This is a genomic window from Microbacterium sp. 69-7, from assembly GCF_001897985.1.
GTDB lineage: Bacteria > Actinomycetota > Actinomycetes > Actinomycetales > Microbacteriaceae > Microbacterium > Microbacterium laevaniformans.
Genome location: NZ_MKRU01000112.1, coordinates 18,094 through 32,269 on the forward strand (window position 1 = coordinate 18,094; position 14,176 = coordinate 32,269).

At 71.9% G+C, this 14,176-nt stretch carries 10 protein-coding genes; all 10 read right to left on the reverse strand.

The genetic code is table 11. From position 1 onward, the window contains the following. Nucleotides 1-2: 2 nt before the first annotated feature. Nucleotides 3-626, reverse strand: a complete 624-nt coding sequence (locus BGN98_RS14040) for an alkylhydroperoxidase domain protein (protein WP_061683088.1) — start codon at nucleotides 624-626, stop codon at nucleotides 3-5. A 1-nt stretch (nucleotide 627) separates the two neighbouring features. Beyond that, the gene (locus BGN98_RS14045; protein WP_288121728.1) at nucleotides 628-1,272 is read right to left on the reverse strand and encodes a CMD domain protein; all 645 of its coding nucleotides are present in this window, start codon (nucleotides 1,270-1,272) and stop codon (nucleotides 628-630) included. Continuing rightward, nucleotides 1,269-2,342, reverse strand: a complete 1,074-nt coding sequence (locus BGN98_RS14050; RefSeq protein WP_288121729.1) for a putative FMN-dependent luciferase-like monooxygenase — start codon at nucleotides 2,340-2,342, stop codon at nucleotides 1,269-1,271. The genes BGN98_RS14045 and BGN98_RS14050 overlap by 4 nt, the downstream gene beginning before the upstream one ends. After that, nucleotides 2,339-4,039, reverse strand: a complete 1,701-nt coding sequence (locus BGN98_RS14055) for a dipeptide ABC transporter ATP-binding protein (RefSeq protein WP_288121730.1) — start codon at nucleotides 4,037-4,039, stop codon at nucleotides 2,339-2,341. Before BGN98_RS14055 ends, BGN98_RS14050 begins: the two co-directional genes overlap by 4 nt. Beyond that, nucleotides 4,036-4,932 carry an ABC transporter permease gene (locus BGN98_RS14060; protein ID WP_005050596.1) on the reverse strand — a complete coding sequence of 299 codons (897 nt, stop codon included), beginning with the start codon at nucleotides 4,930-4,932 and terminating at the stop codon, nucleotides 4,036-4,038. Before BGN98_RS14060 ends, BGN98_RS14055 begins: the two co-directional genes overlap by 4 nt. Then, nucleotides 4,929-5,978, reverse strand: coding sequence for an ABC transporter permease (locus BGN98_RS14065; protein ID WP_288121731.1), 1,050 nt, complete (start codon nucleotides 5,976-5,978; stop codon nucleotides 4,929-4,931). Before BGN98_RS14065 ends, BGN98_RS14060 begins: the two co-directional genes overlap by 4 nt. Before the next feature lie 20 nt (nucleotides 5,979-5,998). Continuing rightward, nucleotides 5,999-7,651: a TIGR04028 family ABC transporter substrate-binding protein gene (locus BGN98_RS14070; protein ID WP_288121732.1), complete on the reverse strand. Its 1,653-nt coding sequence runs from the start codon at nucleotides 7,649-7,651 to the stop codon at nucleotides 5,999-6,001. A 247-nt stretch (nucleotides 7,652-7,898) separates the two neighbouring features. Then, a complete protein-coding gene (gene treY / locus BGN98_RS14075) occupies nucleotides 7,899-10,301 on the reverse strand; it encodes a malto-oligosyltrehalose synthase (RefSeq protein WP_288121733.1) in 2,403 nt (800 codons plus the stop codon). A 2-nt stretch (nucleotides 10,302-10,303) separates the two neighbouring features. After that, nucleotides 10,304-12,514, reverse strand: a complete 2,211-nt coding sequence (gene glgX / locus BGN98_RS14080) for a glycogen debranching protein GlgX (protein WP_288121734.1) — start codon at nucleotides 12,512-12,514, stop codon at nucleotides 10,304-10,306. Nucleotides 12,515-12,785: 271 nt separating this feature from the next. Then, nucleotides 12,786-14,084: an FGGY family carbohydrate kinase gene (locus tag BGN98_RS14085; RefSeq protein WP_288121735.1), complete on the reverse strand. Its 1,299-nt coding sequence runs from the start codon at nucleotides 14,082-14,084 to the stop codon at nucleotides 12,786-12,788. Between the last annotated feature and the right edge of the window lie 92 nt (nucleotides 14,085-14,176).

Consider the following 14,176-nt stretch of genomic DNA (forward strand, 5'->3'; position numbering starts at 1 on the left):
GGTTAGCGGGTGGATGCGCGGCGGGCGGGAACCTCGGGCTCGCCGAGCGACAGCATGAGCCGGTTCGCCCAGTTGAAGAAAGCCGCGCCGCCGATGACGTCGACGATCTCGGCGTCGTCGAGACCGGCCGCACGCAGCCGTGCGATGTCGGCGTCGCCGAACGCGAGCGGGGTGTCGGCGAGGGCGACGGATGCCGCGACCACCGCGTTCCACGTCTCGTCGCCGAGGTCGGCCTCCACACCCTCGTCGAGAAGGCGCTGCACGTCGGCCTGCCGGCCCGACTCGCGCGTGGCGGAGGCCGCATGCACCGACGCGCAGAAGACGCAGCCGTTGTGGCGGGAGGTCGCCGCGGCGGCGAGCTCGCGTTCGGCGCGGCCGATGCCGCCCGACACGTTGTAGAAGATGTCGAGGTCGGTGAGGGTGCGGGCGCGCAGCGCCTCGGGGTCGCGGGCGAGCAGCCGGAAGTACGGCATCTTCGCGCGGGCCGGCTCGATGAGCGCGTCGCGCTGGGCGTCGGTGAGCTCATCCTCGGCCACGGGAAGAAGCCACGGCACCCAGCCGAGGCCTTCCTGCGTGTACGCGTCGGGTCGAGCCAGCTCGGCGTAGGTGGTGACGACGTCGGTCATGTCAGGCTCCTTCGGGGACGGTGGCGGACGCGGCGGAGGTCGCGAGCGGCGCGGATGCCGCAGCCAGCACGCGCAGCCCCCAGGCGACCCGCAGTTGGAAGCTCAGGAAGGCGACGAGCTGCGACAGCGACACGATGTCGTCGGGGCTCCACCCGGCATCCACGAGGTCCTGAAGCGCCTCGGCGCGCGCCTCGCGCGGACGGAAGACGAGCAGGTGCGTGTGCGCCAACGCGGCGGACAGCCGCGGGCCCAGCGCTGCGGCCGTCCCGGCATCCGCAGCCCAACGCACGCCGTCGGTCGACTCGTCCTGCAGATTCGGCTCGCGGTACGCGCCGAACGGACCGGTCGCGGCGGCGTCGGTCGCGGCATCCGCGACGACGGCGATCAGCGCGGGCGCCTCGTCGCCGAGAAGGTCGCCGTAGAACGCCGTCGCCTCGGCGAAGCCGTGCAGCTGCGAGACGAACGAGGCGACGGCGTAACGCTCCGCCAGCGCGAACGTGCCGGGCGCGGCCGGCTCGAGCAGCGCCTCGAAGCTGCGCTGCGCGTTCTCGCGGGCCTGGGCACGCTGGTCGCGCACGGCGGCGAGCAGGTCGTTCGCGGCGATGCCGGCGAGCAGGTCGATGATGTCGGCGGTGGGGGTGCTCATGCGAGTCCTTCCGAGGGGGCGGCGAGGGCGAGCGGGCGGTGGGCGTGGTGGAGCGCGGCGGCGGCATCCGCTCCGACGGCGAAGCCGAGGCGGGGGGCGACCTCGCCGGCCAGCAGCTCGAGGGAGCGGAGGGTCAGCTCATGGGTGGCTGCGATCGAGTGCACCTGGAACGAGACGTCGCTGGCGGCCGGCAGCGTCCGGTCGGCCGACAGCGATGCGACGACCTCGTCGACCGTGCCCACGTGGGTGTCGGTGATCCGGACGAGCTCGTCGAGCGCGACCCCGTCGGTGTCGATGCCGAACATCGTGCGGGCGAGGTGGCGGAGGCCGTCACCGGCCAGTTCGAGAGCGCGCGTGCGATCCTCGGGGTCGACGACGAGCGCGGTTCGCGACGCGAGCACGCGGACCGGCGCCCCCTCGGGCAGGGCGGCGCGGTAGGTCTCGATGATCGGCAGCTGCAGCTCGTGCAGGGGGGCACCGGGAGCTTCCGGCGTACGGGGCTGGGTGCGCGAGAGCAGCAGACCGTCGCCGCGCTCGCCGGCGCGGCGGCCCCCGTCGACCGAGAACGTCGCCTGCCAGATACGCGCCGACAGGTCGCCCGCGGCGGGATAGATGCGCGAGTCGGTCCCTCGGATGCCGCGCCCCTCGAGCGCGGCGAGGAGCACGTCCAGGTGATCGGCGAAGATCTCGCGGCGACGGTCGGACTCGCGTCCGAACGCCGCGAACGAGGAGGGCGTGCCGCCGGTGGCGAGGCCCAGCTGCACACGTCCGCCGCTGAGCTGATCGAGCACGGTGGCGTCCTCGGCGACGCGCAGGGGGTCATCGAGCGGAAGCGTGACGACGCCGGTGGCCAGCGCGATGCGGCTCGTGCGTTCCGCCGCGGCGGCCAGCAGCACGAACGGCGACGGCAGTCCTCCCTCGTGCTCGCCGAAGTGGTGCTGCGCGAGCCACGCCGAAGCGAAACCGTGGCGCTCCGCGTGAGCGATCTGCTCGATCGCGAACCGGTAGCGATCGGCGGCGGAGGCCTCTTCGAGCACACGGCTGAAGAAGCCGAGACGGGGACCGCTCATGCGGATACCTCTTCCTTGCGGGGGACGACGGGGCCGGCGGAGGTGAAGGCCGCAGCCCTCGACGCGGAGTCTGTGCGCAGCGACGCGCCGGGGATCGCCGCGAGGAGCTCGCGCGTGTAGGCGTGCTGCGGATCGGCGAAGACCGCGGCGGCCGCGCCGTGCTCCACCTGACGGCCGCGGCGGAGCACCGAAACGGTGTCGGCGATCTGGCGGACGACGGCGAGATCGTGCGAGATGAACACGTAGGTCAGTCCGAGCTCGCTCTGCAGCCGCGCGAGCAGCCGCAGGATCTGCGCCTGGACCGTGACGTCGAGGGCCGAGACGGCCTCGTCGAGCACGACCAGCTCGGGCTCCACGATCAGCGCACGCGCGATGGCCACGCGCTGGCGCTGCCCGCCGGAGAGCTCCCGCGGATGCCGCGACGCGATCTCGGGCGCGAGGGCGACGAGCTCGAGGTGATGCGCCACCCGGTCGGCCCGCTCGCCGCGGGTGCCGATGCCGAAGTTGCGAAGGGGCTCGGCGAGGATGTCGGCGATGCTCTGGCGCGGATCGAGCGACGCGTACGGGTTCTGGTAGACGAGCTGGGTGGTGCGGTGGAACGCGCGGCGTGCCCGTCCGCCGGCGAGCGCGGTGACCTCGGTTCCGCCGACACGGATCGTGCCGCGCGTCGGGCTGTTGAAGCCCGCGATCGAGCGCCCTGTCGTCGTCTTGCCCGAGCCCGACTCCCCGACGAGGGCGTGCGTCGTGCCGCGGGCGACGGTGAACGACACGTCGTCGACGGCGACCAGCGGCGAGCGTCCCGCGCGGCGGAACTCCTGCGTGAGCCCGGAGACCTCGACGAGGGTGTCGGCGAGGGCGGCAGCATCCGGCGCCGTGCGCTCGACGACGCGGGCGAGTGAGGGTGCGTCGGCGAGGAGCGTGCGGGTGTAGTCCGACGTCGGCGCCGGCAGGACCTCAGCCGTAGGCCCCGCTTCCTGCACGCGGCCACCCTGCATCACGACGAGCGCGTCGGAGCGGTCTGCGGCGACGGCGAGGTCGTGCGTGATGAAGAGGATGCCGGTGCCCGTCTCGGCGCGCAGCTCGTCGAGAAGGTCCAGGACGGTCCGCTGCACCGTCACGTCGAGCGCGCTCGTGGGCTCGTCGGCGATGATCAGCTCGGGCTGCAGCGCGAGCGCCGCCGCGATCAGCACCCGCTGGCGCATACCCCCGGACAGCTCGTGCGGATACTGACGTGCGCGAGCCTCGGGGTCGTCGATGCCGACGCGTTCGAGCAGGTCGATGACGCGCGCCTGGATCTTGGCGCGGTCCTTCCACCCGTGGATGCGGAGGGCTTCGCCGACGCTCCAGCCGATGGTGGCCACCGGGTTGAGCGAGTTGCCCGGGTCCTGCGGGATGAGCGCGATGCAGCGTCCGCGCAGATGCCGCCAGCGGCGCTCGCCGAGACCGACGAGCTCGGTCGGCCCGTCGGTGCGCTCGGACAGTCGGATGCTGCCGCCGGAGACGCGGCCGTTGGCGGCGAGCAGGCCGATGACCGACTGGGCGACGGTCGTCTTGCCCGAACCGGACTCGCCCACCAGAGCCGTGACCGACCCCGCCTCGACGTCGAACGAGACCCCGCGGACGGCCTCGACGGCACCGCGACGCGTGCGGTACTGCACGGCGAGGTCGCGGATGGACAGCAGCGGCTGCGCGCTCATGCGGCATCCCCTCCTCGAAGGGCCTGGCTGAGGCGGTTGGTCGCCAGCACGACGAACACGACGATCAGGCCGGGCAGCACCGTGAGCCACCAGGCGGTGGCGACGTAGTTGCGTCCCTCGGCGATCAGCAGGCCCCACTCGGGCGTGGGCGGCGGGGCGCCGTAGCCGAGGAAGCCGAGGGTGGAGATCTGCAGGATCGCCGAGCCGAACTGCAGCGCCGCCAGCGCGATCACCGGAGTGAGCGAGTTGGGCAGGATGTGGCGCCACAGCACGCCGAAGAACGTGCCGCCCGAGCCGTAGGCCGCCTCGACGAAGTCGGTGACCCGAACGCTCACGACGCGCGAGCGCGCCAGGCGCGCGAACACCGCGATCGAGGTGACCCCGACCGCGACGGCGGCGCTCGTGGTGCCGAAGCCCAACAGGATCACGACGCTCAGCGACAGCAGCAGTGCGGGGATCGCGAGCAGCACGTCGACGACGCGCATGAGCACCTCGTCGACGGCGCCGCCGAGCGCTCCGGCCGCGAGGCCGATGGCGGTGCCCACGACGAGGCCGACGAGCACGGCGACGAGCGCGCCGATGATCGACTGCGAGGCGCCGTAGACGACACGGGCGTAGAGATCGCGGCCGGTGGCGTCGGTGCCGAACCAGTGCTCGGCGCTGGGCGCCTGCAGCGCGGGCGCGACCGTCTCGGTGGGGTTCTGGGCCGTGAACAGGCCCGGGAACAGCGCCCACAGCAGGGCGACGAGGATCACGAGCGCCGGCAGGACGAACCCGACGCGCGAGACGAGGCTCCGCCAGCGCAGGCGCCGGTCGGGAGCGGGGGCGCCGGGGCCCGGGTCGCCGGGTGCGGTGTCGCCGGCGAGTCCAGCGGTGGTGGCCAGGGCGGTCATCGGTTCCCTCCTCGGGAGGCGGCGGCCGCCACGGTGGCACCGACCTCGGCATCCACGAGCTCGTCGACGGCGCGGTCGGCGGCATCTTCGCGCGGTGCCGCGACCGACCCGCGGGTGGGCCCGGAGGTGCGCAGCCTCGCGTCGAGCACGGGGTACAGCAGGTCGACGATAAGATTGATGACGACGAAGGCGACGGTGGAGATCACGACGACGGCGAGCAGCACCGGGGTGTCGCGGTTGGCGACCGCCTGCGCCGTGAGCTGGCCGATGCCGGCACGGGCGAAGACCGTCTCGGTCACGACCGCACCGCCCACGAGCTCGCCGAAGAGCAGTCCCGCCATCGTCAGGGTCGGCAGCAGCGCGTTGCGGGCGACGTTTCGCCACAGCAGCCACGGCGTGCTCGCCCCGCGCGCACGCACGACGGCGACGAACGGCTGCTCGCGCACCTCGTCGATCGAACGCATCAGCACCTGTGAGAGGGGCGCCGCGATCGGGGTCGCCAGGGTGATCACCGGCAGGATGAGCGCCTGCACGGGGTTGGCCCCGATGACGGGCACGAGCCCGAGCCGGAACGAGAACACCTGGATCAGGATGATGCCGATCCAGAACACCGGCAGGGAGACGAACAGGGGCGGGATGCCGCGGAACACCCGACGCAGCCCGCGACCCGCACCGTACGTCGCGGTGAAGGCGATCGTGACCGCGAGGAACACCGCCAATGCGAGACCGAGCACCGCCAGGGTCAGGGTGGGCGGCAACGCCGTCGCGATGAGGTCGGAGACGGCCGCGCCGCTGGCCACCGAATAGCCGAAGTCGCCCGTGAGGAAGCCCGCGATCGAGCGGACGTACTGGACGACGAGCGGCTGATCGGCACCCAGCGACTGGCGGATCGCCTCGATCTGCTCGGGGGTGAGCCCCAGCTCGGGGCTCCCGTACCGGGCGATGACGGCGTCACCGGGGAGCGCGGCCAGCAGCAGGTAGGCCGCCGTGTAGGCCAGAGCGAGCACGAGCACCGCCTGGCCCACACGACGAAGGACGTACGTCATGGATTCCCGGATCTCCCGACTCAGCCCGCGAGCCAGGTCGAGGAGAAGGTCGGGCGTCCGACCGACTCGGTCTCGAAGCCCTGGACCTTGGCCGTCAGGCCGAAGACCTGCGGTTCCTCGAAGATCGGCAGGATGTAGGCGTTCTCGGCGAGGTAGGTCTGCGCCGCCGCGGATGCCGCCTGACGCTGGGCCGTCGTGGGCTCGGACGCGATCGCCTGCAGGAGCGTGTCGAGCTGCGGGTCGCCGATGCTGCCGTCCGTGGGGTTCAGGTTGAGCAGCGTGTTGCGGTTCTTCGAGAAGTACTGCGACTTCAGCACATCGAAGTCCGCGCGGCCGACCATGGAGTGGTACACCTGGATGACGCTCTGGTCGGTGGACGCCTTGGTCTGCGCGGCCATGTCGCCGGCGAACAACGACACCTGGATGCCGAGCTTGCCCAGCTGCTCCTGGATGAGGGTGACGACCTCCTTCGAGCGCGGCTGCGGCAGCGCCTCGTTGAAGCTCAGCGTGAGCTTCTCGCCGTCCTTGGCACGGATGCCGTCGGATCCGAGGGTCCACCCCGCGGCATCCAGCAGCGACGCGGCCTTGGCCGGGTCGTACGTGTAGGACGAGGAGGTGTCGACGTAGCCGAGGGCGGTCTTGGCGAGCGCGCCGGTGGCCAGCGGGTAGTTCTTCGTGAACAGGGTGTCGACGATCTTCTGCCGGTCGATGCCGGCGATGATCGCCTGACGCACACGCACGTCGGCCAGACGCGGCTCACGGAAGCGGAAGCTCAGGCCGTTGTTGACGCCGTTGGTGGCGGCGGCGTGCAGCGAGAGGGCTCCAGCGGCGAACTGCGCCTCGTCGGGGGCGGGGATGTTGCGCGCGATGTCGGCTTGGCCTGCGACGACGGTGCCGACGCGCACGCTGTTCTCGGCCGCGACGACGTAGTTGACGCCCGCGAGGTAGGCGGCGCCCTGATGCTTCAGCGACGGCGGCGCCCAGTTGTAGTCCTTGCGCGCGGTGACGCTGGTCTGCGTGCCGATCTGCTCGTCGGAGATGACGAACGGGCCGCTGCCGATGATCTTGGTGGCGTTGCCCGGTCCGAACTGCTCGCTCGTGCGGTCGAGGGTCGCATCCGACAGCAGGCCCGAGTTGATGGTCGAGACGGCCTGCGCGAAGCCGGGCGACGGCGCGGTGAAGTGGAACACCACCGTGTGGTCGCCGGTCACCTCGCCGTGGTCGTAGTTGTTGATCGCCTCCGACACCGGAAGCGCCCGAGCCTTGTCACCCTTGCCGTAGAGGTCGATGTTCTTCACGACGTTGGCGGCGGTCAGCGGGGTGCCGTCGGAGTAGGTGACGTCGGTGCGCAGGTCGAACGTGTACTCGGTGGCGTCGTCGTTGACCTTGTAGTCGGTGGCGATCCACGGCTCGAGCTCGAGCGTCTCGGGGTTCTGGTAGAGCAGCCGGTCGGTCACGTTGTTGACGATGCCGCCGTTGGGGTAGAAGCCCGCGGACGGCGGGTACAGGGTCGTCCAGGTCTGCGGCTCGAGGTAGGTGAGGGTGCCGCCCGTCTTCGGCTCGCCTCCGGCGGAGGCGGCGGGGGCGGCACTGCCGGAGGCGCAACCGGCGAGGAGGGCGACCGCGGCGAGGGTGGATGCCACGACGAGGGTCGTGCGGGTGAGTCGGGACATGGTGGTCTCCTGGTGTGCGCCGGGCGGCGCTGCGGTGAGCGGGATGATCCACCCCACCACGGCTGCACCCGGCGGGACCAGCCGTCGGTCACGTGACGTAAGCGATCGTCACGAAACGTCATACGCACCGCGTTTCGACTCGCTGCGCTCGCTCAACGACCGGGGTGGAAAGGGCGGCGCATCCCGGTCGTTGAGCGAGCGGCGCAGCCGCGAGTCGAAACGCCCCGACCCCGCCCGCGCCGAGCGGTCAGTCGGCCGCGACCAGCAGCGCGACCGGCAGGTCGGCGAGAACGACGGCCAGGGGCGCGGCCCCGCCGGCGAGCTCGCGTCCGGTGAACGCATCGCGCCAGCGTCCCGTGGGCAGCAGCACCGCGGTGTCGCCCCAGCCGCCGCGCGCGGCGAGCCCGACGGGCAGACGCGTCGCCACCGCGATCGCACCGCCCCGGTCGAACGCGACGGCGTGCGCGGATGCCGCGCCGACGACGGGCAGCGGCGTGTACCGCGTGAACAGGTCGGGCCGGGCACGGCGCAGCCGCAGGGTCCGCGACACGACGAGGAGCTTGGCGGCGCCGGTGTCGTCGACCGACGGCATCCATCCGTCGTCGAGCCGTGCGAGCAGCGCGCGGCGCCCGGCGACATCGACGGGGCGCCGGTTGTCGGGGTCGACGAGCGAGAGGTCCCACAGCTCCGTGCCCTGGTAGACGTCCGGCACGCCGGGTCCGGCCAACTGCAGCAGCTTCGCCGACAGGGAGTTCGAGCGGCCGGCATCCACGACGTCGGCGACGAGCGCCTCGACCGTCGGCCGCGCGGCATCGAACGCGGCGTCGACGAGTCCGTGGACGCGCGCTTCGAACGCCTCATCGGGATCGGTCCAGCTCGTGCCGACGTCGCCCTCACGCGCGGCCTTCTCGGCGTACTCGTGCAGCCGCTCGGGGAGGGCCGGATCGTCCGACCATGCACCGATCACCGCCTGCCACAGGAGCGCATCGAGGGGGCCGTCCCCGGTGGATGCCGTCGCACGCAGCGCGTCCAGCGCCGCCGCCCAGCGGTCGGGGATCTCCGCGAGCACCGACAGGCGCGCCCGCACGTCCTCGGAGCGCTTGGTGTCGTGCGTCGTCAGCGCCGTGAGGGCGTGCGGCCACGACCCCTGGCGACGCGTGAACGCCGCGTGGAACCCGGGGACGTCGAGCGCGAACCACGACGGGTCGCCGCCCACCTCGGTGAGCGAGCTCAGCCGCGTATACCGGTAGAACGCACGATCCTCGACGCCCTTGGCGGTCACCGGGCCGGTGGTCTGCATGAAGCGCCGCGACAGCTCGGCGTCCGCATCGGCGACGAGCTCCGCCAGCACGACGAAGGCGTCGGCGAGGTCGGGCCGGCGCGCGGATGCCGTGGCCACGGCATCCGCCAGCAGCTCGCGGCCGGCCGGAAGGTACGCGCGGTAGACGGGGAAGGCGGCGAGCAGCTCGGCGAACGCGTCACGGGCACGGTCGTCGCCCAGGTCGGCGCGCACGGCGTCCGGCAGGCAGCGGATGAGGCGACCAACCTCGGCGGCCTGCGAGGTGTCGGCGATCTCGCGCTTGGTGCCGGCGATCATGTCGTGCCAGTCCACGGGCCCGCCGCGCAGGCGCTCGTCGAGCGCGGTCAGCGCCGGCGCGCCGGCCGGGTCGACGAGCACCCGGTCGATCTCGCCGAGGGCGTCGTAGCCGGTGGTGCCGTCGGTGGCCCACCAGCCGGGCAACTCCTCCCCCGGCTCGAGGATCTTCTCCACGTAGACGGGAAAGGCGGGGGTCGACGCGGCGCCGCGGGCCTCCACGACCGCGGCCGCGAGTGCGTCGAGGTAGCCGCCCGGATCGGCCAGGCCGTCGGGATGGTCGATGCGCAGACCGTCGACGAGCCCCTCGCGCACCCATCGGAGGATCTCCCCGTGCGACGCGGCGAAGACCTCGGGCAGCTCGACCCGCACCCCCGCGAGCGAGGTCACCGTGAAGAAGCGACGGTAGTTCAGCTCCTCGGCATCCCGCCGCCACGACGTCACCCGCCAGTGCTGGCGCTCCAGCACGTCGCGCACCGCGAGGCGGTCGGTCGTCGCGCGCAGCGGCGCGGTGCCCGGCGCCAGCGGCAGCACGAGGTCGTAGTAGCGCACCGTGCCGAAACCGTCGTCGTCGCCCTCCGGGGGTGCGACCTCGATCTCGCCGCGACCGAGCACCTCGTCGAGGGTGCCACCCAGCACGGGCAGCACGACGCGCTCGGCGCCGTGCTCCCAATCGATATCGAACGCGTGCGCGTGTCGTGACGCCCGTCCGTGGGTCAGGACGTCCCACCACCACGGGTTCTCGGTCGGATCGGCGACGCCCTGATGGTTCGGCACGATGTCCACGAGGATGCCGAGACCCGCGTCCCGTGCCGCGGCGACGAACCGCGACAGCCCGCCCGGGCCGCCCCGGTCGGCGTCCACCCGCGTGGGGTCCACCACGTCGTAGCCGTGGTCGGAGCCGGAGGCCGCCTGCAGGATCGGCGACAGGTAGGCCCAATCGACGCCGAGATCGTGCAGGTAGCCGGTGACGGCGGCGGCGGCATCCAGGTCGAACGACGCGCGCACCTGCAGGCGGTAGGTCGAGGCGGGCGCGCTGCGCGGGTCGTCGGCCACGGTCAGTGCGGCAGCTCGGGCTGCGGGGCCGGCGAGCGCACGATGTCGATCGGCACCGTCAGCGCCGCCAGCGACGCGGCGACGGAGTGGTCGACGTCGGGCTTCTGCTCCTGATAGTCGCGCAGGACGATGAGCGAGCGACCCGCCAGCTCGACGGCTTCGCCTCCGCGGCGCGACTCGGTGTCGGTGAGCTGGCCCGTGGTGTCGACGACGATCTCCCACTGCGGGCTGAACTCCGCGCGGGGGATCGTGAACGAGAGCCCTTCATCACCCGCGTTGAACAGGATGAAGAAGTGGCGATCGACGATCTGCTCGCCGCGGCGGTCGCGCTCCCGGATGCCGTCGCCGTTGAGGAACACCCCGACGGCGCGGCCGAAGCCGGACTCCCAGTCCTCGGGCTGCATCTCGGTGCCGTCGGGGCGCAGCCACGCGATGTCGGGCAGCGGCGCACCCTCCTCGCGGCGGACGGGCCGGCCGTCGAAGAAGCGGCTGCGCCGGAACGTCGGATGCTCGCGGCGCAACCGGGCGAGGGCGGCCGTGAACTCCACGAGCGGCTGGTCGACGTGGTTCCAGTCGATCCAGGTGATGTCGTTGTCCTGCGCGTACCCGTTGTTGTTGCCGCGCTGCGTGCGGCCCAGCTCATCGCCGTGCGAGATCATCGGCACGCCCTGGCTGAGCAGCAGCGTGGCAAGGAAGTTGCGCTGCTGGCGCGCGCGCAGCATCAGGACGCCCTGGTCGTCAGTGGGGCCTTCCACACCGCAGTTCCACGAGCGGTTGTGCGATTCGCCGTCGTTGTTGTCCTCACCGTTGGCCTCGTTGTGCTTCTCGTTGTACGAGACGAGGTCGCGGAGCGTGAAGCCGTCGTGCGCGGTGACGAAGTTGATGGAGGCGACCGGTCGACGCCCCGAGTTCTCGTACAGGTCTGCCGAGCCCGTCAGCCGCGACGCGAACTCGCCCAGCGTCGCCGGCTCGCCGCGCCACAGGTCGCGGACGGTGTCGCGGTACTTGCCGTTCCACTCCGTCCACTGCGGCGGGAAGTTGCCCACTTGGTAGCCACCGGGGCCGATGTCCCAGGGTTCGGCGATGAGCTTGACCTGCGAGATCACCGGATCCTGCTGCACGATCTCGAAGAAGGCCGCGAGTCGATCGACCTCGTAGAACTCGCGGGCGAGGGTCGCCGCCAGATCGAACCGGAAGCCGTCGACGTGCATCTCCAGCACCCAGTAGCGCAGGGAGTCCATGATCAGCTGGAGGGTGTGCGGGTTGCCGACGTTCATGCTGTTGCCGGTGCCGGTGTAGTCGGTGTAGTACCGCTTGTCGTCGGCTTCGAGCCGGTAGTAGGCCTCGTTGTCGATGCCGCGCATCGACAACGTCGGTCCCATGTGGTTGCCCTCCGCGGTGTGGTTGTAGACCACGTCGAGGATGACCTCGATGCCCGCGGCGTGCAGGGCTTTCACCATGCTCTTGAACTCCTGCACCTGCTGACCGCGCTGACCGCTCGAGGAGTAGGTGTTCTGCGGCGCGAGGAAGGCGATCGTGTTGTAGCCCCAGTAGTTGCTGAGACCCTTCTCCTGCAGGGTGGAGTCGTTGACGAACTGGTGCACCGGCATGAGCTCGATCGCGGTCACGCCGATGTGCTTGAGGTGCTCGATGACGGCGGGATGCGCGATCGCGCTGTAGGTGCCGCGGATCTCCTCGGGGATCTCGGGATGCAGCTGCGTCAGCCCCTTGACGTGGGCCTCGTAGATGACGGTCTCGGCATACGGGGTCTTCGGCAGCCGGTCGCCCGCCCAGTCGAAGAAGGGGTTGACGACGACGCCCTTCATCATGGCCGCGGCCGAGTCCTCGTCGTTGCGGGAGTCGGGGTCGCCGAAGTCGTAGCCGAACACCGACTGCCCCCAGTGGACCTGCCCTTCGACCGCCTTCGCGTAGGGGTCGAGCAGCAGCTTGTTGGGGTTGAACCGATGCCCGTTGGCGGGATCATTCGGCCCGTGCACGCGATAGCCGTATCGCTGGCCCGGCTGCACCGTGGGCAGATACACGTGCCACACGAACGCATCGACGTCGCGCATCTCGATGCGCGTCTCCTTGCCGCGGTCGCCGAACAGACACAGCTCGACGCGCTCGGCACCCTCGCTGAACAGCGCGAAGTTCGTTCCACTGCCGTCGAACGTCGCCCCGAGCGGGTACGCGGATCCTGGCCATGCCTGCATGTGCGACTCCCTGTGCGATGACATCGTTCGGTGACACCGTTGCCACACGCTCGAACCGTGACGAGACCATCCCGTGACGAGTTCAGCCTAGGCCTCGGACCCACTCGTCGGGGTGTGGGACGGTGGGTCTGGACGCGGGCGCGCGGAGTTGCTATACGCCGCGGCACCCCGCGAGAAACCAGCCTCGGAGCGAGAAACACGTGCAGACGTGATGTCTCGCGGCCGGGATGGTTTCTCGCTGGCTGCAGGACGCCGGCGGTGCGGGATGCCGTCAGGCGGCGAGGTTGCGGGCCGCCTGGCGAGCGGCCCCGAGCGCGACGTACTCGCCCGCCGCGGGCACGTCCACCGGCACGCCGAGGACGTCGGGGGCGATGCGCCGCACCGCCTCGGACTGCGCGCCGCCGCCGACCAGCAGCGCCCGTTCGATCGGCACACCGAGCCCGCGGATGGCATTCAGGCCGGCCGCGAGTCCTCGCAGCATGCCCTCGACGGCGGCGCGGGCGAGGTTCTCGCGGGTGGTGGAGGCGAGCGTCATCCCCGTCAGCTCCGCGGTCGCATCGGGCAGGTTGGGAGTGCGCTCCCCCTCGAAGTAGGGCAGCAGGCACAGCCCCCCGGCGCCGGATGCCGCGGCCAGCGCGAGCCGGCTGAGCTCCCCGTGGTCGACGGCGAGCAGCCGGGCGGTCACGTCCAGCACGCGTGCGGCGTTGAGCGTCGCCACCAGCGGGAGGAAGTGGCCGTCGGCATCCGCGAAGCCCGCGACGGTGCCGGTGGGGTCGATCGTGCGCTCCGCACTGACCGCGAACACGGTGCCGCTGGTCCCGATCGAGACGACGACGTCGCCGACCGTCGCGCCCACCCCGAACGCCGCCGCCGCGTTGTCGCCCGCGCCCGCGCCGACGCGGCGGCCGTCGGCATCCGTGACCGACTCGAGAGGGCCGAGCACCCGCGGCAGCGCGGCGTCGTGGCCGAGCGCGGCGACGAGCAGATCGCGATCGTAGGCGCCTGTCGCGGGGTTCCAGTAGCCCGTGCCGGAGGCGTCGGAACGGTCGGTGATCAGCTCGTCGAACGCCGCGGTGCCCTCAGCCACCGGCCCGAACCCGCGCAGGCGCCAGGTCAGCCAGTCGTGCGGCAAGGCGACGGCGGCCACGGCCGCGGCGTGGTCGGGTTCGGAGTCGCGCAGCCACCGGAGCTTGGTGACGGTGAAGGAGGCCACGGGCACGAGTCCGGTGCGTCGCGCCAGCTCGTCGGCGCCGAACTGCGTGATCAGATCCGCCGCCGCCCCCGCCGAGCGGGTGTCGTTCCACAGCAGCGCGTCGCGCACGACCGCGCCGCGCGCATCGAGCGCGACCATGCCGTGCTGCTGCCCGCCGATCGCCCAGGCGGCGACGTCGGCGATGCCCCCGGCATCCGCGATCGCCTCCTGCAGCGCGACCCACCACGCCTCGGGATCGACGCTCGTGCCGTCGGGGTGCGCCGCGCGCCCCGAACGGACCACGGCTCCCGTCTCCGCATCGACGATGACGACCTTGCAGGACTGCGTCGACGAGTCGACGCCCATGAGGAGTGCCATGTCGGCATCCTCTCTCGGTGGCCCGCCACCACCCGCCGAGACACCGGATCCGCACCGAGACACCGGCGTGCGGCGGGTGTCTCGGTGCGGAC

Bases quoted from the DNA above. Each gene is read 5' to 3' on its own strand.
- BGN98_RS14070 (WP_288121732.1), bottom strand. From the start codon at position 7,651: ATGTCCCGACTCACCCGCACGACCCTCGTCGTGGCATCCACCCTCGCC.
- BGN98_RS14055 (WP_288121730.1), bottom strand. From the start codon at position 4,039: ATGAGCGCGCAGCCGCTGCTGTCCATCCGCGACCTCGCCGTGCAGTAC.
- BGN98_RS14040 (WP_061683088.1), bottom strand. From the start codon at position 626: ATGACCGACGTCGTCACCACCTACGCCGAGCTGGCTCGACCCGACGCG.
- BGN98_RS14085 (WP_288121735.1), bottom strand. From the start codon at position 14,084: ATGGCACTCCTCATGGGCGTCGACTCGTCGACGCAGTCCTGCAAGGTC.
- BGN98_RS14045 (WP_288121728.1), bottom strand. From the start codon at position 1,272: ATGAGCACCCCCACCGCCGACATCATCGACCTGCTCGCCGGCATCGCC.
- glgX (WP_288121734.1), bottom strand. From the start codon at position 12,514: ATGCAGGCATGGCCAGGATCCGCGTACCCGCTCGGGGCGACGTTCGAC.
- BGN98_RS14065 (WP_288121731.1), bottom strand. From the start codon at position 5,978: ATGACGTACGTCCTTCGTCGTGTGGGCCAGGCGGTGCTCGTGCTCGCT.
- BGN98_RS14050 (WP_288121729.1), bottom strand. From the start codon at position 2,342: ATGAGCGGTCCCCGTCTCGGCTTCTTCAGCCGTGTGCTCGAAGAGGCC.
- BGN98_RS14060 (WP_005050596.1), bottom strand. From the start codon at position 4,932: ATGACCGCCCTGGCCACCACCGCTGGACTCGCCGGCGACACCGCACCC.